Raw genomic sequence first — 21671 nt, 5'->3', positions numbered from 1 at the left:
CGGCTCACAATGTCATATCCGCAAGGATTCCGGCCATGCGCCAAAGTCGGTTGCCGTTTACCCGGCACACGCCGACAATCGCCGCTCCACCGCCCCTTGGAGAGAAGCGATGCACAGCGTTGCACTGATGGTTTACCCGAATTTCCAATCCTTGAGCCTCAGCCTGGGCTCGGTGTTCGAGTGCGCCAACCTGCTGCGCGGTGAGCCGGCCTATGAGTTTCATCTGGTGTCGGAAAGCGGCGGCGCGGTGATGACCTCCCAAGGTTTTTCGGTGAACACTACGGCGATCCGGCCGCAGGGCTATGACACCCTGATCGTCAGCGGCTACCTGGAGTTTCGCCTGCCGGAGGCCAACCTGCTGGAACTGGTCAAGGCGGCGTCCGCGCAGTCACGCCGTGTGGCATCGTTATGCATGGGCATCTTTGTGCTGGCCGAAGCCGGCCTGCTCACCGGCAAGCGCACCACCACCCACTGGATCCACGCGCCGGCATTCCGCAAGCGCTACCCGGACATCCGCCTGGAAGAAGACAAGCTGTTCGTGGTGGACGGCCAGGTGTGGACCGGCGCCGGCATGAGCGCCGGGGTCGATCTGGCGTTGGCGATGGTAGAGAACGACCTGGGCAGCGACCTCGCCCGCCGCATCGCACGCAAGCTGGTGATTGCCCAGCGCCGCGGCAGCGAGCAATCGCAGTTGTCGGCCTTGCTGGAACTGGACCCCAAGTCCGACCGCGTGCAACTGGCCCTGGCCTATGCCCGCGAGAACCTGACCCATGACTTGTCAGTGGAAGCCTTGGCCGACGTCGCCCGGCTCAGCCCGCGCCAGTTCAGCCGGGTGTTTCGCGAAGAAACCGGGCAGACACCGGCCAAGGCCATTGAAGCCCTGCGGGTAGAAGCGGCGCGGGCGATGATGGAAACCAGCCGCCACCCGGTGGAAGTGGTGGCCCGCGAAACTGGCTTTGGTGATCGCGAGCGCATGCGCCAGGCGTTCCTGAGAGCGTTCGGGCAGCCGCCCCAGGCGATGCAGCAGGTGTTGTTCAATCCAGGCTAGGCTCATAGCCGAACATCGACTTCACCTCCAGGTAGTCCTCCAACCCGAACACCCCCCACTCACGCCCATTACCTGACTGCTTGTAGCCGCCGAACGGTGCGCCATTGTCGGCCTTGCTGCCATTGAGATGGACCATCCCGGTGCGCAGGCGCCGGGCCACGGCACGGGCGCGCTCCAGCGTGCCGGCGCTGACATAGCCCGACAGGCCGTAGACGCTGTCATTGGCAATGGCGATGGCCTGTTCCTCACTGTCATAGGGAATGATCACCAGTACCGGGCCGAACACTTCGTCACGGGCAATTGGCATGGCCGGGTCGACATCGGCGAATACCGTGGGCCTGGCATAGAAACCGGTGGTCACGCCTGCCGGACGCCCTGCTCCACCGCAGACCGGCGTCATATCCACCGCCGCCAACAAGCCCTGCACCCGTTCGAACTGCGCCTGATTGGCAAGCGGCCCCATGGCCGTGGCCGGGTTGCTGTCGTCCCAGCACACGTGCGCGGCAACCTCCTGCGCAATCGTTACAGCCCGTGCTTGCAAGGCCCGTGGCACCAGCATGCGCGCAGGTGCATTGCACGACTGCCCGCTATTACGAAAACAGCTGCTGACCCCATGGCGCACCACCGCATCGAAGTCGGCATCCTCGAGAATCAAGTTGGCCGACTTGCCGCCCAGCTCCTGGGAGACGCGCTTGACCGTATCCGCCGCCGCCTTGGCCACGGCGATGCCGGCGCCGGTAGAACCGGTGAACGAGAGCATATCGATGTCGGCATGTCGGGCCAGGCCATCGCCGATGGTCGGGCCGTCGCCATTGACCAGGTTGAATATGCCCTTGGGCACTGCGGCGCGGTGCAGGATGTCGGCGAGCAACATCGCCGATAACGGCGCCTTTTCGCTGGGCTTGAGCACCACCGTACAGCCCGCCGCCAGTGCCGGGGCGAGCTTGCAGGTGAGCTGGTTGAGTGGCCAATTCCACGGCGTGATCAGCCCGCACACACCAATGGGTTCGCGACTGATCAACGTGCTGCCGTGGGGACGGTCGAAGGCATAGTCCTTGAGAATTTCGTAGGCCCGTTGCAGATGGCCGAGCCCCGCGGGCACGTGGGCGCTACGGGCCAGGGACAATGGTGCGCCCATTTCCTGGTGCACGCACAGCGCCAACGCCTCGGCGTGTTCGCGATAGCCGTCGATGATCGCCGCCAACAGGTCCAGGCGTTGTTCACGGCTCCATTGCCCGTAGCTGTGGAAAGCGCGCCTTGCCGCAGCGACAGCCAGGTCGAGGTCGGCGCGGTTGCCCAGGCTGATGTGGGCGATGGCCTGCTCGGTGCCAGGATCAATCACCGCCAGGGTCTCGGTGCCCTGGGGCTTGACCCATTGACCGTCGATGTAGAAATCCAGGGGGTTCATCGCGTTACCTCAAGGGCCTGCTTCAACGTGCCGAACACCAGCGCGACCTGTTCCTCGCTGATGATCAGTGGCGGCGACAGCACAATATTGTCCCCCGACGCCCGCACCAGCACCCCGGCATCGAAACAGCGCTGGGCCACCTCCGCCGCCCGCGCACCGGGAGCACCGTCACGGGGGGTGAGTTCCACCGCGCAGAGCAGGCCGATGGCCCGCACGTCCAGCACCAGGGGCTGTTCGCGCAGCGCCAGCGCGGTGGTTTGCCACAGCGGCGCGATCTGCTGGACATGGGCATTGAGGCCCAGCTGCGCATGCACATCCAGGGTCGCCAAACCCGCCGCGCACGCCAGCGGATGGGCCGAATAGGTGTAGCCGTGCATCAGCTCGATGGCCTGTTCCGGGCCTTGCATAAAGGCGTCGTAGACCGCACCGCTGACCAGCACGCAGCCCATGGGCACCGCACCATTGGTGAGGCCCTTGGCCAGGGTCATCAGGTCTGGCGTGACGCCGAAGGCCTGGGCGGCGAAACCATGGCCGACGCGACCAAAGCCAGTGATCACTTCATCGAAAATCAGCAGCACGCCATGGCGATCGCAGATGTCCCGCAACCGTTGCAGGTAACCCTGGGGTGGGGCGTACACGCCACCGGAGCCCGTGATCGGTTCAACAATCACCGCCGCCACTGTGGCCGGGTCGTGGATCTCCAGCAGTTGCAGCAACGCGTCCGCATAGTGGGCGCCCTGCTCTGGCTGGCCGTGGCTGAAACGTGACACCGTGTCATAAGGCAACGGCAAATGCGCCACATCGCCGAGCAACGGTCCGAAGTCACGCTTCTGGCGGCCTATTCCCGATACCGACAGCCCGCCAAAGCCCATGCCGTGATACCCCTTGGCGCGGCCGATCAGCTTGGTACGGCGGCAGTCTCCACGGGCCTGATGGTAAGCGCGGGCGATTTTCAGGGCGGTGTCCACCGCCTCGGAACCGGAGTTGGTGAAGAACACTTTATCCAGGCCCGCCGGCGCCATGGCCGCCAGGCGATCGGCCAGGGTCAGCGCCGCCGGGTGGCTCATTTTGAACGACGACACAAAGTCCAGGCGCCCCGCTGCCTCGCGAATTGCCTCGACAATCCGTGGTTGGCCGTGGCCGGCGTTGACGCACCATAACCCGGCCATGGCATCGAGCACCGCGCGGCCATCGGTGGTGGTGTAGTGCATGCCGGCAGCGCGATCAAACAGCATCGGCGCACGGTTGAACGGGCGCATCGCGGTAAACGGCGCCCACAGGGAAGAACTCATGGGTGTACTCCTTGAGCAGAGATTCGCGTGCCGAACAGAGTCGGACGTTGCAGGGCACCGGCGTTGGTGTTGACGCCGCGGTCGAAGTGCAGACGCCCGTCATGCAAGCGGCAACTGACGTGGTCGCCGAACGCGGTTTCGACAAAACGCCAGTCCATGCGCAACTCGCCGTCGGTGGTCCAGCCAGCCTTGGCAACCACTGGAGTCTGCTCAGGCTGGTATTGGTGGTGAAGGTAGTTGCCGGTGATGCTGGTGATGGTTTCAAGCGGCCGCTGGAAACCGGCGCGCAGGTGGTGAGTGCCGCGGTGGTCGACCAGGGTGAAGGTGCAGTGATCGCCGTGGAATTCAAAAGCCAGTTCGTGCACGCCATCTTCATTCGGTTCGATGATGTAACGCCCTTGCAGTGCGGCGCTCGCCGGCGATACCGACAAACCCTGCAAAGTGGGCAGGCGCAAGTGGTCAATCAGCGCCTCCAGCTGCACCTGGCTGGCCTTGGGGTCGGCACTGCTGCGCCCCAGCGCCGGGAACAAGTGTTGCCACAGCGCCTGGTGCACGCGCTTTTCCCCCAGGCGCAGGCCGCAGGTAAAGACCATCACCGCCTCCTGCTCGGGCAGCACCATGCAGTACTGGCCGAACACGCCGGACGCGTAGTAGCCGCCGTGTTGGGTCATCCACCATTGGTAGCCATAGCCTTCGCGCTGGGCTTCATTGGCCTTGTTCTTGTCCCGTGGCAAGTACTGCTTGCCGTCGAACTCGCCCATCCACACATCCTGCACCTGGTTGCGCGTGGCGGCGCCCACCCACGCTGGCGACAGCAATTGACGGCCCTGCCATTGGCCCTGGTTCAAGTGCAGCACGCCGAACTTCAGCGAGTCCTCGCTGGTGCAGCTCAAGCCATTGCCACCGGAGTTGAAACCGCCCGGCGCCAGGTCCCATTCCAGTCGGTCGAGGCCCATATGCTTCAGCACCCGCTCCTGCAGCAGTGCATGCAGGGTCTGCCCGCTGACCTGGGTGACGATGGCCGACAGCATGAAACTGCTGGCACTGCTGTAGATAAACGACTGGCCCGGCGGCTCGTCCACCGGCTCATTGAGGAACGCCTGGACCCAGCTGGTTTGCAGGTTGCGCCAGTCACCACCGGAAATGCCGCGTGTGTGGCCGGTGCGCATGGTCAGCAGGTCCTCCACAGTCATGGCCGCGAGGTTGGCACTGATGGGCCGCGGGCACAGCTCGGGGAAGAAATCGATCACCTTGTCCGTGAGCGCCAGCCGACCATCGTCGATCAACAAGCCCACTGCTGTGGCGGTCCAGCTCTTGGTCGCCGAATGTTGCACATGCATGCGATGGGCCGAATAGGGTTGCCAGAACGCCTCGACCACCACTGCGCCCTGGCGATACAGCATGAAACTGTGCAGCTCCAGGCCCGCCTCGGTCACGGCCTGAATAAAGTCGACGATACCGGCGGGGTCGACACCGCGTTCAATGGGCAAGGCCCGGGGCAACGGGATGTAAGTCATAGTGGGTCCTCGTTCATGTTTTTATATTTCAAATAATGCAGATAAAGATTTGCTCACAGCGGCCTGGTGTATTTGAGCCACCTATAATTCCGTTTTTCCGAGTATCCTTGCCTCCCCTGTCACAGGAATGACTCCGCGCCATGTCCCCACTCACCTCGCTGCAGACCAAAGTTGCCGGCCAGATCCTTGCCGCCATCGCCAGCGGCGACTTGCAACCCGGTATGCACCTCAAAGAAGTCGAGCTGGCCCAGCGCCTGGGGGTGTCGCGCTCGCCGATTCGCAGCGCGCTGTCCTACCTGGCGCAACAGCAGGCCATCGAGCCATTGCCGCAACAGGGCTTTCGCGTACCGCTGCAGGCGGCCGCTGGCCTGGCGCAACAGGTCAGCGAGTTGCACAACGAAGAGGACCAGTTGTACACGCGGCTGATCGACGATCGCTTGAACCAGGCACTGCCTGACCAGATTTCCGAAAGCGATTTGCTGCGCCGCTATGGCGTCGGCAAAAGCGTGCTGCGTCGTTGCCTGTTGCGCCTGTCGGATGAAGGCGTGATGCAGCGCAAGCACGGGCATGGCTGGCAATTCCTGCCGACCCTGAACAGCCCGCAGACGCGCTTCGAAAGCTATCGCTTGCGCATGCTGCTGGAGCCCGCCGGGTTGCTGGAGCCGACCTTCAGGATCAACCGCGAACAATTGCGCCGCTGCCGCGAACGGCAACTGGAACTGCTCGAAGGCCAGGTCGATGGGCAACGCTTTATCGAGTGCAACGCAGAGTTCCATGAACTGCTGGCGGCGGCGTCGGGCAATGGCTATATCCTGCAAGCGATCCAGCAGCAGAACCGCTTGCGCCGGCTCACCGAATTCCACACGGTGAGCAATGTGGAACGGGTCAAGGTGTCGTGCCAGGAACACCTGGCAATCCTCGATGCGTTGGAGCAAGGCGATAACGAATGGGCGGCGACGCTGTTGCACCGCCACCTGGAGGTGGCGAGCAAGTTGCGGGTGGCGCGCAATAAGGGCTGAGGCGTTGCTGTCACAGACACAAAAAGCCGAAGGTGGGAGAGGCGCTCTTGATCTTGATCTCTGGCGCCCCGTTGAACCGTGCTGGCCGAATACGTTCATCACCAAAGCGCCACGGTATAGCCAACAATCACCCGGTTCTCATTCATATCCCGCAAGTAGTTGGACTTGCTCAACCCATTCCTCCAGCGCAACGACACCCCTTTGAGCGCCCCGGACTGAACCACATAGCCCAGATCGATATCCCGCTCCCATTCACGCCCCTCCCCCACAAACCCCTTGACCTGCGCCTGATCGCCCTTGGCCCAACGCGTCGAAAAGGTCAGCCCCGGAACGCCCAGGGCGGCGAAGTCAAAGTCATACCGCGCATGCCAGACCCGCTCGTTGGTCTGGGAGAAGTTGCTCAGTTGATACTCGGAAAACAGGTAGGTATTGGTCCCGTCCACATAGGTAAACGGCGTCGACCCGAACTGCTCCTGATACCCGCCGCCCAGGCTATGGCCCTTGTAGCTGTACATCGCCCGCGTACTCAGCGCGCGGTTGTCGACTTTGCCCGCCAAGCCCGCGCCGGATTTGTCCGCGTCGAAATAGCGGATATCGGTCTTGAGCGTGCCACCACCGAGGGCAAAGCTGTTTTTCAGCCCGACGTAGTGCTGCTGATAGATGTCTTGCAGTTGCGCAAAGTGATAGCTGAGGACCATGCCTGGGGTGAGCGTGTAGTCGCCGCCGGCAAAGCGGAAGCGGTCGCTCTTGGCGCTGCTCTTGTAGGCACCGCTCTGGCTGGTCAGCCCCAGGTCTTCGTAGTCGGTGGATTCGCGTTGCCTGGTCTGGTCGATCTGCCCGCCGACCAAGGCCAAGCCGGCAATGTCCGTGGACGTTACCTGGGTGCCACGGAAGGTCTGCGGGAACAACCGGCTGGTGTTGGGTTGCAAGGTCGGCAGGTCCGGCAGCAGGTAGCCGCTGCGCAACTCGCTCTTGGCCAGGCGCACCTTGCCGGTCACGCCGAGCTTGGAGTACTCGTCATGGGCGCGCTTGGCATAGCTGGGCTTACCCGGTGCAACATCGTTGTCCCTGGATAACAGGCCGGAGCCTGAGCGATCCGGGCTGGAGTCGAGTTTCAGGCCAAGCATGCCGACTACGTCCAGGCCGAACCCCACTCGGCCTTCGGTGAAGCCTGACTTCAGGTTGAGCATAAAACCCTGGGCCCATTCCTCACGCTTGGATTGCCCGGCGTCTTCACGATAGTCGCGGTTGAAGTAGTAATTCTTCACGTCCAGGTCGGCCTTGCTGTCCTTGATGAAGTCCGCCTGGGCTGGGGCGCACAGCAGGCCCCCGCTCATCAGGCCGACACCTTTCAAGATCAGGTTGAAATGGTTGTTATGCATGGGCTTGGCTCCTGGCAGTCGTTACGGGTGAGTAGGTCTTATTGTTTTTTTGGGCACGACATTCCCCATCGCGCAGGTTTTCAAGGCTGCGCGCCGGAAGAAATCAGGGTCTAAATGGCCGGTCGTATTCGGTAGCCGCCGCCCGGCAGTTGCTCCAACGGGCTGGCGGCGGCCAGCAACTGACGGGTGTACGGGTGCTGCGGGTGATCGAAGATCTGCTCGCGGGGGCCCACTTCCACCACCTCGCCCTGATGCATCACCGCGACCCGATGCGCAATGCGCTCCACTGCCGCCAGGTCATGGGAGATGAACAGGCAGGCAAAGCCGTACTGCGCCTGCAACCGCTCGAAAAGTTCGAGGATCTGCTTCTGGATAGTCATGTCCAGGGCCGAGATCGGCTCGTCGGCGATCACCAATTGCGGGTGGCGCACCAGGGCGCGGCCGATGGCGACGCGCTGGCGTTGGCCGCCGGAAAGCTGATGGGCAAAGCGCTCGACAAACTGCTCGCCCAGGCCGATGTCCTTGAGGGTTTGCACCACCCGCTCACGGCGCTCGGCCGCATTCAAACCGGGTTCGTGACGCAACGGCTCGGCAAGGATTTCGCCGATTTTCATCCGTGGGTTCAGAGATGAATACGGGTCCTGGAAGATCATCTGGCACTGCAGGCGATGGGTACGGTTGGCGGCCTTGAGAATGTCCACACCCTTGAAGCGGATCGAGCCGGCGCAAGGCTTGATCAGCCCGACCAACGAGCGGCCCAGGGTGGTCTTGCCCGAGCCACTGCCACCCACCAGCGCCAGGGTTTCGCCCGGGGCGATCACCAGGCTGGCGGCATGCACCACGCGGTGGTGCTGGCGCTTGCCCCAGAACGAGGTCGGCCCGGGATGCTCGATGCTCACCTGGTCAACTTCAACCAAGGGCCCGTTGCTCGCCGGCAATGGCGCCAGCACACCACGGCGCGGCAAGGCTTCCAGCAACTGGCGGGTGTACTCGGCCTTCGGCGAGAGCAGAATCTCCTCGATAGTGCCCTGCTCCACTGCCTGGCCATGGCGCATCACCACCACCTTATGCGCATAGCGGGCGACCAGGGACAGGTCATGGCTGATGAACAGGATCGCCGTGCCTTGCTCGCGGGTCAGTTCCAGCATCAGTTCGATCACGTCCAGCTGCGCCAGGCAATCCAGGGCGGTGGTGGGCTCATCGGCGATCAGCAAGGCGGGGCGCAGCAGCATCACCGAGGCCAGCATGATGCGTTGGCGCATGCCGCCGGAGAACTGGTGCGGGTAGGACTCCAGGCAGCGCTCGGCGGCCTTGATGCCGATACGCCGCAGCATGCTCAGGCAACGCTCGCGAATCTGCGTGGCGTCAAGGTCGGTGTGCAGCCTGAGGGCTTCGCTCATCTGCTGGCCGATCTTCAACGCCGGGTTGAGCGACACCATCGGTTCCTGGAACACCATGCCGATGCTCGCGCCACGAATGGCGCGCAGCGCCTCGGTGCTGGCACTGGCCAGGTCGCGCCCCTGGAAGTCCAGGCGCCCACCGCAGACTTGCATGGGTAAGGGCAGCAGGCCAATCGCGGCGCGGGCGGCCATAGTCTTGCCGCTGCCGGACTCGCCCACCAGCGCCACGATCTCCCCCGGTGCGATGCTGAAACTCAGGTCATCCACCGCCAACGGGCCGTATTCGCCAACACGGATCTTCAGGTGTTGCACGTTCAACAAAACAGGATTGGCCGACATGCCTACTTCCTCATCCGGGGGTCGAGGCGATCACGCAAGGCATCGCCGAACAGGTTGATCGCCAACAGCGTCAGGCAGATAAACAGCCCAGGGAACACACCCAGCCAGGGCGCCGAGGCCATATATGGCCGGCTGCTGGCGAGCATGTTGCCCCAGGTGGCAGCCGGCGTTGGCACGCCCAGGCCAAGAAAGCTCAGCGCGCTTTCCGAGAGCAGCGCCCAGCCGAACATACTGGTGGCCAGCACACACAGCGGCGCCAGGCAGTTGGGGGCGATATGCCGCAGCATGGTGTACAGCTCGGAGTTGCCGATCACCCGCGAGGCCTCGATGTATTCCAGTTCACGCAAGGACAGCACAGTGCCGCGCACCACCCGCACCACCGACGGCGTGTAGGCGATGCCCAGGGCCAGGACAATGCCGTACTCGCTGGCACCGATGATCGCCATGATGCCCAGCGCCATGAGGATGCCGGGAAACGCCAGCAGCGCATCGTTGAGCATCATCAGCACGCGATCAGTCCAGCCACGCAGGTAACCGGCGAGCATGCCGATCAAGGTGCCAGCCAGCACCGCGACACTCACCGTCAGCACGCTCACCCATAAGCTGGTGCGTGCACCAATCAGCAAGCGGCTGAACACGTCGCGGCCAAACTCGTCGGTGCCCAGCCAATGGGCCGCCGAGGGCGCCTGGAAACGCGACATCAGGTCAATCTTCAACGGGTCGAACGGTGACCACACCAGGCCTAGCAACGCCAACCCAATCAACACCACCAGCAACCCGCCGCCGATCAACGCATTGGCCGGCGCCCATACGCGTCGGCGCTTGCCCGGCACGGGCACGGCAATACTCGCACTCATAACTTCACCCTTGGATCGAACAGCGGATAGAGCAGATCCACACACAGGTTGACCAGCACGTAGATAAACGTGATCAGCAACAGGCAGCCCTGCAGCACCGGGTAGTCACGGGCGAAAATCGCGTCCACCATCAGCCGGCCGATGCCCGGCAGGGTGAACACGGTTTCCAGCACAGCGATACCGCCCAACAGGTTGCCGAGGATCAAACCCACCAGGGTCCAGGTCGGTGCAAAGGCGTTGGGTAGTGCGTGTTTCCACAGTACCGCCCGCTCCGACAGCCCCTTTGCCCGTGCATGGGCGATGTACTCCAGGCGCAGCACTTCGATGGTGCTGGCCCGCGCCATGCGGGTAATTGCGCCGACTTCCACCAAGGTCAGGGTCACCACTGGCAGCACCATGTAGCTGATCGCTTGCCACGGCGCCTGGGCGAAGCTGACGTAGCCCACCACCGGCAACCAACCGAGCTGGATGCCGAACGCGTGCAGCAACAACAGGCCGAGCCAGAAGCTGGGGATCGACAGCAGCAAGGTGGCAACGGACACCAGACCAAGGTCCAGAGCGCTGTTTTGCTTCCACGCCGCGATCAGGCCAATCGGCACCGCAATCAGCGTGGCGAGTAGCACCGCCACCAGCACGATGGTGGCGCTGACGCTGAACCGGTCGAGAATCAGCGGCAATACCGCTTGCTTGGTGCTGATGGAAAAACCCAGGTCAACGCTCAGCACCGCCTTGAACCAGATCAGGAACTGGGTCACCAGTGAGTGATCCAGGCCCAGGGTGTGGCGCATGTCGGCCAGGCTCTGGGGGTCGGCCATATCGCCGAGCATCAGCAGTGCCGGGTCGCCGGGGATCAGGCGAATCAGCGCGAACACCATCACCGAAATCAGCAACAGCGTCGGGATCGCCATGGCGAGTTTTTGCAGGATAAAACGCAACATGCTCAAGCCCCGTTAGTGCGCCGCGAGGCTGACGCCCCACAGCCTTGGCGATGACACCGGCCACGAATGGAAACCCTTGACGCTATCGCGCAACGCTGCGGCAACCGTGCCGTTGTAGATGATCACCATCGGCGTGTCGTGGATCATCATCGTGTGCAATTGGTCGAACAGCGCCTGGCGCCTGGCCGTGTCGCTCTCACGCACAGCTTCACGCAGCAGCGCCTGGGCCTGGGGGTTGTCCCAGACCTTGCGCGGTTCCTTGGTCTTGTCGCCCATCAGTGAATCGAAACTGGTGGCCGGGTCCAGGCGCGATGAATAAGAGAACGCCATCATCTGGTAATTGCCGCTCTGGTAGCGCTCCAGTTGAGTGCCCCACTCCAGGGTTTCCATCTGGATATTCACGCCGCTGGCCATGGCCATCGCCTGGCTGAGCAGGCCCATGTCGAACATCTGCGGATAGCGCTTGTTGACGATCATCTTGATCGGCTGGCCCTGATAGCCGGCCTCTTGCAACAGACGCCGGGATTCCTGCGGGTCGTAGCGGTAACCCTGCCTGGCCGTGGCGCTGTAGAAGGCGCTGGTTTGTGGGACCGCCGAATTGTTCGGCTCGGAAGTGCCGTTGGACAGCGCGTTAACCATTTGCCCGTAGTCCAGGGAATGGGCGATGGCCTGGCGGATGCGCACATCCTTGAGCAGCGGGTCGTTGGTCTGGAACAGCAAGCCGCAGATCGCCATGATCGGGCTGAACGAGATCTGCACGCCCGGACGGACCTTCAACTCCTCGGCATCGCTGGCGCTGACATTGGGCAGCAGGTCGATGTTGTTGGACATCAACGCCGCCTTGGCCGACGACGGATCGGGGATCACCATGAACCGTACCGCTTCCACCAGGGCCTGCTTCTTGCCGGTAAAACCATCCGGCCCGGCCTCGTCGCGCGGGCTGTAGTCATTAAAGCGCGACAACGTCACGTACTGGCCGGGTTTCCATTCGGCGAGGCTGAACGGGCCGGTACCGATGGGGGCCTTCCAACTGCCGTCTGCGGCCAGTGAGTCGGGATGCAGGATGCCGCTGCCGGCGCAATCGGGGCGCGCCATCGCGGCCAGGAACAGGCCGCTGGGCTGATCGAGGTGGAACACCACGGTGAGTGGGTCCGGGGTGTCGATGCCGGTGATTTTCGCACCGCCGCGGCCATCGAATTCAGCCAGGCAGCGCCATTGTGTTTTAGGGTTGAGGTAACGCTCCCAAGTCCACTTCACCTCGGTTGCGGTCAAGCTTGCGCCGTTCTGGAAGTGCACGCCTTCGCGTAGCTTGAAGGTGTAGGTCATGCCGTCATCGGACTGCTGCACCTCACGGGCCAACAACGGGCCGACGGAGGCGTCTTCGCGATGGGCCACCAGGCCTTCGACGATATGGAGCATCACAGTGTCGGTGTTTTCGTCACGGTTGACGCCCGGTTCGGTGCTGCGGATGTCGGCGTTCAAGCCGACGCGCAAAGTGCTCTGGGCCTGCGCAAGGCCGGCGCCAAGTGCGAGGGTGACGCACAGTGTGCCATTGAGTAAGCGATTCACGGGAGACGTTCTCCTACGCTGAAAAGACCGGCCTGGGGCAGGAGCCGGCTTCAAGCCTGTGTCAGGTAGTTGTTGTTATGGCCTGATCGGGATCAGTACCGCGGGCTTTTGTTTTTTTAAATTCGCCGAGACATATTTGCAGCAGCAGCTTCTGATGTAAATGTTTTTTTATGCAAATAAAAACATTATGAAGCAAATTGCTGCCGCTCAAGATCAAGCAGATGGATATCTGCCTGAAGTTTGCAGAGCAAACTGGGGGAGCGGCATTGGAGCTTGCCCTGCTACATTTGGATCACAGGGGATCAGTGACAGCGACCCGCCTTCACACTCGGAAAAAACCGCCCGTCAATGCAGCGAAACCCGGGTAATCAGATAGCTCACCAACTGCGGATCATCCTCCAGCTCAATCGTCTGCACTGGACGCGGCAGGGTATCCAATACGGTGCGCCAGAACGCCTGGGACACCTCGTCCTGATCATAAAAACGCACCAGCCAATTGGCCTCGCCACTGCACAGCACCTGGCTGGCGATGGCGCGGCCAATGCCTTTGCGACGGTAGCGCTTGAGGATAAACAGGTCGGCCAGTTCGAGGGCGTCGATGCCGGGCAGTTCGCTACCTTCGATCAGCAGGAAACCAGCAATATAGCCGTCCACCAGCAGCAGGTTGGCGCTCCACTGCGGGTCGTGCCAGTAACGGGCCAGGTGCTCGTCATGGATGTAGAAACGGCCATCGGCCTCGACATCTTCCTGTTCCCAGTCCGAAGACTCGTAGGCGTAGTACTGGTAGAGATTGCGGATCAGCTCGGCGTCTTCAGGGCCGGTCTGGATCAATTCGACGGTGGTTTCAGGCATGGGGCTCTCAGTGAAAAAACGCAGGGCGCCATTGTTCACAAAAGTGTTCGTCAAGCCAATGGATTGTCGATTCCTTTCTACTTGCTGAACCGATTGCAGATAGCGGTTGCCCTGGGCTAATTCCTGAAACATTTAGAATAAACTTCGCAGGTTTCCACCTTTTGCTCAAGGACACCTAATTTTGACCAACGTCTGTACCGCCGGCCTGGATGTGGGCTTTGCCTCCCTGGATTACCTGCAGATCTTCATTCTGGGCGTAATCCAGGGCATTACCGAATTGCTGCCAGTGTCGTCCACCGCGCATATGCGCGTGGTGCCCGCCCTCCTCGGCTGGCAAGACCCGGGCTCGGCGTTTTCCGCAGCCATGCAATTGGCGGCGCTGGCGGCGGTGGTCAGTTACTTCTGGCGGGATGTGCACCAGGTCACCACCGGCAGCATCAGTGCGGTACGCCGGGGTGACTACAACGACCCGTGGTTCAAGCTGGCCGTGGCGATTGTGCTCGCGACCGTGCCGATCGGCATTGCCGGCCTGGCCTTGTCTTCGACCCTGAATGCCTGCAACTCGCCGTTGCGTGGGCTGATGGTAATCGGCATTTCGTGCGTGGTGATGGCGGTGTTGCTGGCGCTGGCCGAAGTGCGCGCCCGCCACACCCGCGACGTGAGCCAGATGCGCCTGCGCGATGCGCTGATCGTAGGGGTGGCGCAGATCGGCGCGTTGATTCCTGGGGTATCGCGTTCGGGCTCCACGCTCACCGCAGCGCTGTTCCTGAATTTCAAGCGTGAGGAAGCGGCGCGATTTTCCTTCCTGCTGGGCCTGCCGGCCATCGCCCTGGCCGGCTTGAAAGAGCTGTGGGTGCTGCTGCACGCCGATATGCCGGCTCACGCCTGGCCGCACTTGATCTTCGGCCTGGTGGTGGCGAGCGTCTCGGCGTTCTTCGCGATCTGGGGCCTGATGAAGTTCCTGGAGCGCTTCTCCACCTGGCCGTTCGTGATCTACCGTGCGCTGCTGGGGATCTTCCTGATCGTGGCAGTCAGCACCGGGTTGTTGAGTTAAGCCGCGGGTTCGCGGTCGGCCAGTTACCTTCAGTCCAGGTCGCTCGCATCATGACGCTCGGGCAATAGATCCTCACCCGACACCCGATTCACCCGCCGCCCGCGCTGCACCGCTGGCCGGGCGTCAATTGCGTCGGCCCAGCGCAGCACGTGTTGGTACTCATGCACCGATAGAAACTCCGCCGCGCCATACAACCGGCCTTTGACCAGCCCGCCGTACCAAGGCCAGATGGCAATGTCGGCAATGGTGTACTCATCCCCGGCGATGTACTCGCTCACCGCCAGGCGCTTGTCCAGCACGTCCAGTTGGCGCTTGGCCTCCATGGCAAAGCGGTTGATCGGGTACTCCATCTTGCTCGGCGCATAGGCGTAGAAATGTCCGAAGCCACCACCCAGGTAGGGCGCGCTGCCCATCTGCCAGAACAACCACGACAGGCATTCAGCCCGCGCCGCAGGCTCGGTGGGCAAGAACGCGCCGAATTTCTCGGCCAGGTACTGCAGGATCGCGCCCGACTCAAACACCCGAATCGGCGTGGCGCCACTGTGGTCCATCAGGGCCGGAATCTTCGAGTTCGGGTTCACCGCCACGAAGCCGCTGCCGAACTGGTCGCCGTCACCGATCTTGATCAGCCAGGCATCGTATTCGGCGCCGGTGTGCCCGAGGGCCAGCAACTCTTCGAGCAGGATCGTGACCTTCTGCCCGTTGGGGGTGGCCAGGGAATACAACTGCAGCGGGTGCTTGCCCACCGGCAGCGTCTTTTCGTGGGTAGCGCCGGCGATAGGCCGGTTGATGCTGGCGAAGGTGCCGCCGTTTTCGGTGTCCCAGGTCCAGACCTTTGGGGGTAGATAGTCAGCCATGCCACTGCTCCTCAGGGATTGTATTCAACCAAGCGTTCCAGACTAAACCAAAGACGGCTGGTGCGTCACACCGGCATCCCCGTCTTGTCGAGGCACCTGTACGCGCAGGACGATAAGCAAAGCCGCGATCAGCATCAACACGCCCGCGCCGACAAACACCCCACCAATACCGCTGACGCTGAACATCAACCCGCCACCGGCAGCCCCTGCGGCAATCGCCGACTGCACCGAAGCGACCACCATGCCGCCGGCACTTTCAGCCTGGTCCGGCACCGCACGGGCGACCCAATTGGACCATGCCACCGGTACGCCGCCGAACGCCATGCCCCACAGCGCCAGGAGCAACGCCTGACCCGGCAGTGACACGGGCAGCCAGACCAGGGCCAGTGCCGCAATACCCACCAGCACCGGCATCAACACCAACGTCCCACGCGGGTGACGCACCAGTAACCAACCGGCGAGCAAGGTGCCGACGAAATTCGCCACGCCGAAACCCAGCAGCATTAGCGCCAGCCCTTGGGTATCGACGCCGGTGGTGCTTTCCAGGAACGGACGAATGTAGGTGAACAACGCGAAATGCGCGGTATGGACCAGTACGCAGCCGAACATGCCCATGGCGATACCCGGGCGCAGCAGCACCTCCAGCACGGTGCGCAGGCGCGCGGTGCCACTGGGCGCCAGGCGCGGCAGGGTGAACGCCTGGAACGCCAGGGTCACCCCACCCACGGCAGCCGCCGCGATAAACGCACTGCGCCAACCGTAGAGCCCACCCAAGTAGCTGCCCAGCGGCACGGCGACCACGGTGCCCGCCGCAATCCCGCTGAAAATGATCGACAGCGCCCGTGGCAGGGACGCGGTCGGCACCAGGCGCATGGCCACCGCCGCCGCCATGCTCCAGAAACCGCCCAGGGCGATGCCCAGCAGGATGCGCATCAACAACAGCACGGTCAGGCTGGAAGACAGCGCCACCAGCAGGTTGGAGGCGATCATCAGCGTGGAGAACCCCAGCAGCACCACGCGCCGGTCGATGCTTCGGGTCAGGCCGGGCACCAGCAAGCCGGCAAACAACGCCACCACCGCCGTCACCGTCACGGCTTGCCCGGCCAGCGCTTCCGAAACACCCAGGTCCAATGCCATGGGTGTCAACAAACTGGCCGGCAGGTATTCCGCCGTCAGCAAACCGAACACCCCCATTGCCAAAGAAAATACCGCCAGCCAGGCCGGCTCCGTCACCACCCCGGCAGGGGCATGGGCTGCATATTCACTCATCACAGGTCATCCTCAGATCATTAGCAAGGCGGCCAGTCTAGGTTTGCCTGTTAGGATGATCTATGATGCAAACCCTTGAGTTTTTGACCGAAACCCCGACCATGACTGCCGCGGATGCTTTTACCCTGTCTTCCGACCTGATCAATGAACTGTTGCGCGGCATGCGCCTGCGCGGCGTGCAGTACCGTCGCATCCAGGCCGGCCCGACCTTCGGCATGGGCTTTGGCGCCAAGCCCGGCCACGCCTATTTCCACTTTGTCGCGGCCGGCCACGTGACCTTGCGCGGCGAGGATGGCGACCTTTTCGAACTGTCGGCGGGCAATGCGGTGTTCATCGCCCATGGCGGCGCGCATGCATTGTTATCCGACGCGAATGCCGCAACGCACGACATCGGCGATTTCGACAGCGCACCGCTGGGGGACGCGGTCTGCGCCGTGGATGCGTCACCCGAGACCGTCCCCAGCACTCTGCTGTTCAGTGCCTGCATGGAGTTCGAACTCGGCAGCATCCAGGGCCTCGGCAACCTGATGCCGGCGCTGATGCTGATCGATGCCGGGGGCCAGCGTTACCCCGGCCTGATGCCGATCCTGGCGGTGATGGAACGGGAAGTCTCCACGGCGCGCATCGGCTTTGCCGGTATCCTCGCGCGCCTGGCCGATGTGGTGTCGGCGATGATCGTACGCGGCTGGGTCGAATGTGCCTGCGGCAACGCCTCGGGCCTGGTGGCGGCGCTGCGCGACCCACGCCTGGCCCGCGCCCTCCTCGCCCTGCACCAGCAGCCGGGCCGCGACTGGAGCGTGGCGGAACTGGCCGCGCAGTGCCATACCTCGCGCTCGGTGTTTGCCGATCGCTTCCAGGCCATCCTCGGCATACCGCCGTTACGCTACGCCACGGAACTGCGCATGCGCCTGGCCAGCCAGTGGCTGACTCTGGAGCGCATGCCCATCGAAACCGTCGCGCAACGCCTGGGCTATACCTCCCAGGCAGCGTTCAGCCGTGCCTTCAAGCGCATCACTGGGCAACCGCCCGGGGCGGCCCGCAATTCGATGTAGCGACTGCCCCTTCACGTATTGCGCCCCCCGATCATGAAGCCTTAATCTCGTCAGCCAATCACACCGCGAAAGCAATGGAGGCTGCATGAAACTGGTCGGAATGCTGGACTCGCCCTACGTACGCCGCGTGGCGATTTCCCTGGACTTGTATGGGGTGGAGTTTGTGCATGAGCCGCTGTCGGTGTTCAGCACTTTCACGGAATTCGCCCAGATCAATCCGGTAGTCAAGGCGCCCACCCTGGTGCTGGATGATGGGACGGTGCTGATGGATTCGAGCCTGATCCTCGATTACCTGGAAACGTTGGCGCCCGCGCAGAAGAAGCTACTGCCCCAGCAACCAGAGGCACGCGCCCGAGACTTGCAATTGCTCGGGCTGGCCCTCGCGGCCTGTGAAAAAAGCGTGCAGATCGTCTATGAACACAACCTGCGCCCGGCCGAAAAGCAGCATGCGCCGTGGCTCGAGCGCGTCAGCGGGCAATTGCTGGCGGCTTATGCGCTGCTGGACAAGCAACTGGCAGACAGTGAAGCGCTGACCCAGGCGTCCATTACCGCGGCGGTCGCCTGGTCGTTCAGCCAGTTCACCGTGGCCTCGGTGGTGAAGGCGGATGCGTTCCCCAACCTCAAGCGCCATGCGGAGCGCCTGGAAGAGCACCCGGCGTTCAGGCGTTATCCCATCGAGTAAACGCCCCCTCCCACATTTGGACGGCGTCGCCTTGAGCAATTATGCCCGGCTTAGACCCAGCCGCCGTCAACGATGAAATTCTGCGCCGAACACATCGCCGAGGCATCCGAGGCCAGAAACAACGCCATATTGGCGATGTGTTCCGGCATCACATTGCCGGGCAGGCACTGGCTGCGGGCGATGAGTTCCTTGGCCGCATCGTCGACCCACATGGCCAGTTGCTTTTCCGTCATCACCCAGCCCGGCACCAGCGTATTGACGCGGATATGGCTCGGCCCCAGTTCCCGCGCCAGGCCGCGAGTCATGCCGTGGGCCGCGGCCTTGCTGGCGGCGTACACCGGGTAGCCGGCCGAGGCCATCATCCAGCCGACGGAACCCAGGTTGATAATCGAGCCGCCACCGGCCTCTTTCATCATCGGCAACACCGCCTTGGCAGCAAAGAAAGCGTGCTTGAGGTTGACTGCGATCAACTGGTCGAACATTTGCGAGTCGATTTCTTCCAGGCTGTGACGCACGTCATTGGCCGCATTATTCACCAGCACCGTGATCGGCCCCAGGGACTGCTCAAAGCGCCCGATGGCGGCGCGGTAGCCAATTTCGTCGGTGATGTCGCACCACTCGAACTCGACGGTATGCCCTTTGGAATTCAACAGCGCAGCCAAGCGTTCACCCTGGCTTTGCGCACGATCCACGAAGCCCACCTTGGCGCCTTGCGCGGCGAAGGCGCGCACCATGAACTCGCCTATCCCCGAGGCGCCGCCGGAAATCAGCACGGTTTTGTCCTTGAGGTCGGGATAAATCGCTTGCCGGGTAGTCATATGAATGATCGCTCCACTTAATTAGTCTTATTTTATTTTGCAAATACGCCGTTAAAGGCTATAAATTCGAGGCCATCACCACAAATTATCTCAAATTAGTAGAACTATTCCATTCAAAACAACAAAAGGAAGTTCGACCATGAAGCACCCTCGTTACCTGCTGTCCGGTCTGGCGCTGTCCATGCTGGTCGCCAGCGGCGGCACCCAGGCTGCCGGCCTGACCAGCGAACACAAACCCTTCGGCAAAACCAACGACGGCACCGCCGTCGAACAGTACATTTTGCGCAACAGCCATGGCATGCAAGCCACGGTGATCACCTACGGCGGCGTATTGCAGTCGTTGAAGGTGCCGGACAAAAACGGCAAGGTCGACGACGTGGTGCTGGGCTTCGATGACGTGCAGGGCTATCAGGCCGGCACGGCATTTTTTGGCGCGACCATCGGCCGCTTCGGCAACCGCCTGGCCGGCGGTGCCTTCGAACTCGACGGCAAACGCTACCAGGTGCCGCTCAACGACGGTCCCAACTCCCTGCATGGCGGCGCCCAAGGCTTCGACAAGCAGGTGTGGCAAGCCCAATCGGTCAAAGACAAGGATTCGGTGGGCGTCACCCTCACCTACCTGTCCAAGGACGGTGAGATGGGCTTTCCCGGCAACCTCAAGACCGAAGTCACTTACCGCCTGAACGACAACAACGAACTGCACATCGACTACAAGGCCACCACCGACAAACCGACGGTGCTCAACCTCACCAACCACAGCTACTTCAACCTCGCCGGCGCGGGTAACGGCGACATTCTCAAGCAGGTCGCCACCCTGCATGCCAGCCACTACACACCCGTGAACGCTACCCTGATCCCCACCGGTGAACTGGCGCCAGTCAAGGGCACGCCAATGGACTTCCTGACGCCCACGCCTATCGGCCAGCACATCAAGGCGGACCATCCGCAGCTCAAGTTCGCCGAACCGAAACAGGGTGGGTTCGACTTCAACTGGGCGCTGGATACCAAGGGTGATATCAAGCAGCTCGCCGCGGACGTGCATGACCCTGAGTCAGGCCGGCGCTTGCAGCTCTACACCAGCGAACCGGGTGTGCAGTTCTATACCAGCAACTTCCTCGATGGTTCGGTGAAGGGTAAAGGGGGCAAGACGTATCAGCATTGGAGCGGGTTTACCTTGGAAACCCAGCACTTCCCGGATGCGCCTAACCAGCCAGGCTTTGCCTCGACTCGCTTGAATCCTGGGCAGACCTATACCCAGCACACCCTCTTCAAATTCTCCGCTGAATAAAATGTGGGAGGGGGCAAGCCCCCTCCCACATTGGATCTCCATATGGCTTGGATCAGCGTTGTTTCATGCGGTCGATAACGACGGCCAAGAGCAGGATCGAGCCGCGGATCACATACTGGTAAAACGTATCGATGTTCTTCAGGTTCATCGCGTTCTCGATGATCGCCAGGATCAGCACCCCGGCGATCACGTGGCGGATCATGCCGATGCCGCCGCTCAGCGATACCCCGCCCAGCACGCACGCAGAGATCACCGTCAGCTCGAAGCCCTGGCCGATCATCGGCTGGCCGGAGGTCATGCGCGAGGCCAGGATCACCCCGGCCAGTGCGCCGATCAGGCCATGGACGGCGAAGATCAGGATTTTGGTGCGGTCCACGTTGACCCCGGCCAGCAGCGCCGCTTCCGGGTTGCCGCCGATGGCCATGGTGTTGCGCCCGTAGGTGGTGTAATTGAGCAGCCAGCCGAAGAACAGGAAGCAGACGATGGTGATCAGGATCGGCACCGGCACGCCAAACAGTTGGCCGTTACCGAAGACGAAGAACTGTTCCTCGGATACGCCTACCGCTTTGCCATCGGCAAAGATGTACGCCAGGCCACGTACGATCTGCATGGTCGCCAACGTAGTGATCAAGGCATTGACCCGCAGCTTGGCGATCACGATGCCATTGATCAGCCCCACCATCAGGCCCATCAACAACGCCGCGCCAATGCCCAGCATCACGCTGTCGGTATCGCGCATCACAATCGCTGCGACCACTCCGGCGCAGGCGATCACCGAGCCCACCGACAAGTCGAAGTGCCCCGAGGCCAGGCAGAACAGCATGGTGCACGCAGCGATGCCAACCGTAGATATCGCCAGGCCCAGGCCGCGCATGTTCAGCGGCGAAAGGAAGTTATCGATCAACAGGGCGCACAGCACAAATATGCCCACGGCCGCCAACAGCATCGCCCAGTTGTCGAGCAATGCGCGCATATCAAGAGGCTTGCGTGCCGAGGGCAACGCGTTGGGTTGGGTTGTCATCGTCGTCTC

The 21671-nt window shown here is 62.5% G+C and carries 19 protein-coding genes; 6 read left to right on the top strand and 13 right to left on the bottom strand.

Features of this window, described 5'->3' with window-relative positions; translation table 11 throughout:
• The first annotated feature begins 109 nt into the window (after positions 1-109).
• Positions 110-1048, top strand: a complete 939-nt coding sequence (locus JFT66_RS14445; RefSeq protein ID WP_034119170.1) for a GlxA family transcriptional regulator — start codon at positions 110-112, stop codon at positions 1046-1048.
• Here JFT66_RS14445 and JFT66_RS14440 read toward each other — a convergent pair.
• Genes JFT66_RS14440 through JFT66_RS14430 form a run of 3 tightly spaced genes read right to left on the bottom strand, consistent with a single transcriptional unit; the run spans position 1035 to position 5265 of the window.
• Positions 1035-2456, bottom strand: a complete 1422-nt coding sequence (locus JFT66_RS14440; RefSeq protein ID WP_034119169.1) for an aldehyde dehydrogenase family protein — start codon at positions 2454-2456, stop codon at positions 1035-1037. The two genes, JFT66_RS14445 and JFT66_RS14440, sit on opposite strands and share 14 nt — an antisense overlap.
• Positions 2453-3748 (bottom strand): aminotransferase class III-fold pyridoxal phosphate-dependent enzyme, encoded by a 1296-nt coding sequence (locus tag JFT66_RS14435; RefSeq protein WP_198859503.1) that lies wholly within the window; start codon positions 3746-3748, stop codon positions 2453-2455. The genes JFT66_RS14440 and JFT66_RS14435 overlap by 4 nt, the downstream gene beginning before the upstream one ends.
• Positions 3745-5265: a serine hydrolase domain-containing protein gene (locus JFT66_RS14430; RefSeq protein WP_198859502.1), complete on the bottom strand. Its 1521-nt coding sequence runs from the start codon at positions 5263-5265 to the stop codon at positions 3745-3747. Before JFT66_RS14430 ends, JFT66_RS14435 begins: the two co-directional genes overlap by 4 nt.
• A gap of 140 nt (positions 5266-5405) precedes the next feature.
• Here JFT66_RS14430 and JFT66_RS14425 point away from each other — a divergent pair, with 140 nt between their 5' ends.
• Positions 5406-6284 (top strand): GntR family transcriptional regulator, encoded by an 879-nt coding sequence (locus JFT66_RS14425; RefSeq protein ID WP_034119166.1) that lies wholly within the window; start codon positions 5406-5408, stop codon positions 6282-6284.
• A 98-nt stretch (positions 6285-6382) separates the two neighbouring features.
• Here JFT66_RS14425 and JFT66_RS14420 read toward each other — a convergent pair whose 3' ends face one another.
• The 6 genes from JFT66_RS14420 to JFT66_RS14395 form a co-directional block, all read right to left on the bottom strand.
• Positions 6383-7621 (bottom strand): OprD family porin, encoded by a 1239-nt coding sequence (locus JFT66_RS14420; protein ID WP_420875498.1) that lies wholly within the window; start codon positions 7619-7621, stop codon positions 6383-6385.
• Between the two features lie 155 nt (positions 7622-7776).
• Entirely contained in the window at positions 7777-9405 is a 1629-nt protein-coding gene (locus tag JFT66_RS14415) for an ABC transporter ATP-binding protein (RefSeq protein ID WP_034119164.1), read from the bottom strand.
• 2 nt (positions 9406-9407) lie between these two features.
• Complete coding sequence (locus tag JFT66_RS14410) at positions 9408-10262, bottom strand: ABC transporter permease (RefSeq protein ID WP_198859501.1); 855 nt, start codon at positions 10260-10262, stop codon at positions 9408-9410.
• Positions 10259-11200, bottom strand: a complete 942-nt coding sequence (locus tag JFT66_RS14405) for an ABC transporter permease (RefSeq protein WP_034119162.1) — start codon at positions 11198-11200, stop codon at positions 10259-10261. The genes JFT66_RS14410 and JFT66_RS14405 overlap by 4 nt, the downstream gene beginning before the upstream one ends.
• Positions 11201-11212: 12 nt before the next feature.
• The gene (locus JFT66_RS14400) at positions 11213-12769 is read right to left on the bottom strand and encodes an ABC transporter substrate-binding protein (RefSeq protein WP_162524873.1); all 1557 of its coding nucleotides are present in this window, start codon (positions 12767-12769) and stop codon (positions 11213-11215) included.
• 345 nt (positions 12770-13114) lie between these two features.
• The gene (locus JFT66_RS14395; protein ID WP_198859500.1) at positions 13115-13621 is read right to left on the bottom strand and encodes a GNAT family N-acetyltransferase; all 507 of its coding nucleotides are present in this window, start codon (positions 13619-13621) and stop codon (positions 13115-13117) included.
• A gap of 181 nt (positions 13622-13802) precedes the next feature.
• Here JFT66_RS14395 and JFT66_RS14390 point away from each other — a divergent pair, with 181 nt between their 5' ends.
• Positions 13803-14675: an undecaprenyl-diphosphate phosphatase gene (locus JFT66_RS14390; RefSeq protein WP_198859499.1), complete on the top strand. Its 873-nt coding sequence runs from the start codon at positions 13803-13805 to the stop codon at positions 14673-14675.
• A 29-nt stretch (positions 14676-14704) separates the two neighbouring features.
• Here the strand turns inward: JFT66_RS14390 and yghU are convergent, their stop codons facing one another.
• Together yghU and JFT66_RS14380 are read right to left on the bottom strand one after the other, a co-directional pair.
• Positions 14705-15532, bottom strand: a complete 828-nt coding sequence (gene yghU / locus JFT66_RS14385) for a glutathione-dependent disulfide-bond oxidoreductase (RefSeq protein ID WP_198859498.1) — start codon at positions 15530-15532, stop codon at positions 14705-14707.
• Positions 15533-15574: 42 nt separating this feature from the next.
• Positions 15575-16801 (bottom strand): MFS transporter, encoded by a 1227-nt coding sequence (locus JFT66_RS14380; RefSeq protein WP_198859497.1) that lies wholly within the window; start codon positions 16799-16801, stop codon positions 15575-15577.
• A 65-nt stretch (positions 16802-16866) separates the two neighbouring features.
• Here JFT66_RS14380 and JFT66_RS14375 point away from each other — a divergent pair, with 65 nt between their 5' ends.
• Positions 16867-17853 carry an AraC family transcriptional regulator gene (locus JFT66_RS14375; protein ID WP_198859516.1) on the top strand — a complete coding sequence of 329 codons (987 nt, stop codon included), beginning with the start codon at positions 16867-16869 and terminating at the stop codon, positions 17851-17853.
• 85 nt (positions 17854-17938) lie between these two features.
• Positions 17939-18535 carry a glutathione S-transferase family protein gene (locus tag JFT66_RS14370; RefSeq protein ID WP_198859496.1) on the top strand — a complete coding sequence of 199 codons (597 nt, stop codon included), beginning with the start codon at positions 17939-17941 and terminating at the stop codon, positions 18533-18535.
• A 50-nt stretch (positions 18536-18585) separates the two neighbouring features.
• Here JFT66_RS14370 and JFT66_RS14365 read toward each other — a convergent pair whose 3' ends face one another.
• A complete protein-coding gene (locus JFT66_RS14365; protein WP_198859495.1) occupies positions 18586-19353 on the bottom strand; it encodes an SDR family NAD(P)-dependent oxidoreductase in 768 nt (255 codons plus the stop codon).
• Positions 19354-19492: 139 nt separating this feature from the next.
• Between JFT66_RS14365 and JFT66_RS14360 the strand changes: the two genes are divergently transcribed.
• Entirely contained in the window at positions 19493-20641 is a 1149-nt protein-coding gene (locus JFT66_RS14360; protein ID WP_198859494.1) for an aldose epimerase family protein, read from the top strand.
• A 52-nt stretch (positions 20642-20693) separates the two neighbouring features.
• On the opposite strand, the gene araH is transcribed toward JFT66_RS14360, so the two are convergent.
• The gene (gene araH / locus JFT66_RS14355; protein ID WP_057011311.1) at positions 20694-21662 is read right to left on the bottom strand and encodes an L-arabinose ABC transporter permease AraH; all 969 of its coding nucleotides are present in this window, start codon (positions 21660-21662) and stop codon (positions 20694-20696) included.
• Between the last annotated feature and the right edge of the window lie 9 nt (positions 21663-21671).

The sequence above is a fragment of the Pseudomonas sp. MF6755 genome (assembly GCF_016405635.1).
In the GTDB taxonomy this organism is placed as follows: domain Bacteria; phylum Pseudomonadota; class Gammaproteobacteria; order Pseudomonadales; family Pseudomonadaceae; genus Aquipseudomonas; species Aquipseudomonas haemolytica.
The sequence above is the reverse complement of the archived record's forward strand: the minus strand, read 5'-3'. Positions and strand labels throughout refer to the sequence as shown.

Excerpts from the sequence above, each read along its gene's own strand:
- JFT66_RS14410 (WP_198859501.1), bottom strand. The coding sequence starts at position 10,262 with ATGAGTGCGAGTATTGCCGTGCCCGTGCCGGGCAAGCGCCGACGCGTA.
- JFT66_RS14415 (WP_034119164.1), bottom strand. The coding sequence starts at position 9,405 with ATGTCGGCCAATCCTGTTTTGTTGAACGTGCAACACCTGAAGATCCGT.
- JFT66_RS14380 (WP_198859497.1), bottom strand. The coding sequence starts at position 16,801 with ATGAGTGAATATGCAGCCCATGCCCCTGCCGGGGTGGTGACGGAGCCG.
- JFT66_RS14420 (WP_420875498.1), bottom strand. The coding sequence starts at position 7,621 with ATGAGCGGGGGCCTGCTGTGCGCCCCAGCCCAGGCGGACTTCATCAAG.
- JFT66_RS14370 (WP_198859496.1), top strand. The coding sequence starts at position 17,939 with ATGAAACTGGTCGGAATGCTGGACTCGCCCTACGTACGCCGCGTGGCG.
- JFT66_RS14425 (WP_034119166.1), top strand. The coding sequence starts at position 5,406 with ATGTCCCCACTCACCTCGCTGCAGACCAAAGTTGCCGGCCAGATCCTT.
- JFT66_RS14445 (WP_034119170.1), top strand. The coding sequence starts at position 110 with ATGCACAGCGTTGCACTGATGGTTTACCCGAATTTCCAATCCTTGAGC.
- JFT66_RS14365 (WP_198859495.1), bottom strand. The coding sequence starts at position 19,353 with ATGACTACCCGGCAAGCGATTTATCCCGACCTCAAGGACAAAACCGTG.
- JFT66_RS14375 (WP_198859516.1), top strand. The coding sequence starts at position 16,867 with ATGCAAACCCTTGAGTTTTTGACCGAAACCCCGACCATGACTGCCGCG.
- JFT66_RS14405 (WP_034119162.1), bottom strand. The coding sequence starts at position 11,200 with ATGTTGCGTTTTATCCTGCAAAAACTCGCCATGGCGATCCCGACGCTG.
- yghU (WP_198859498.1), bottom strand. The coding sequence starts at position 15,532 with ATGGCTGACTATCTACCCCCAAAGGTCTGGACCTGGGACACCGAAAAC.
- araH (WP_057011311.1), bottom strand. The coding sequence starts at position 21,662 with ATGACAACCCAACCCAACGCGTTGCCCTCGGCACGCAAGCCTCTTGAT.
- JFT66_RS14360 (WP_198859494.1), top strand. The coding sequence starts at position 19,493 with ATGAAGCACCCTCGTTACCTGCTGTCCGGTCTGGCGCTGTCCATGCTG.
- JFT66_RS14430 (WP_198859502.1), bottom strand. The coding sequence starts at position 5,265 with ATGACTTACATCCCGTTGCCCCGGGCCTTGCCCATTGAACGCGGTGTC.
- JFT66_RS14435 (WP_198859503.1), bottom strand. The coding sequence starts at position 3,748 with ATGAGTTCTTCCCTGTGGGCGCCGTTTACCGCGATGCGCCCGTTCAAC.
- JFT66_RS14395 (WP_198859500.1), bottom strand. The coding sequence starts at position 13,621 with ATGCCTGAAACCACCGTCGAATTGATCCAGACCGGCCCTGAAGACGCC.
- JFT66_RS14440 (WP_034119169.1), bottom strand. The coding sequence starts at position 2,456 with ATGAACCCCCTGGATTTCTACATCGACGGTCAATGGGTCAAGCCCCAG.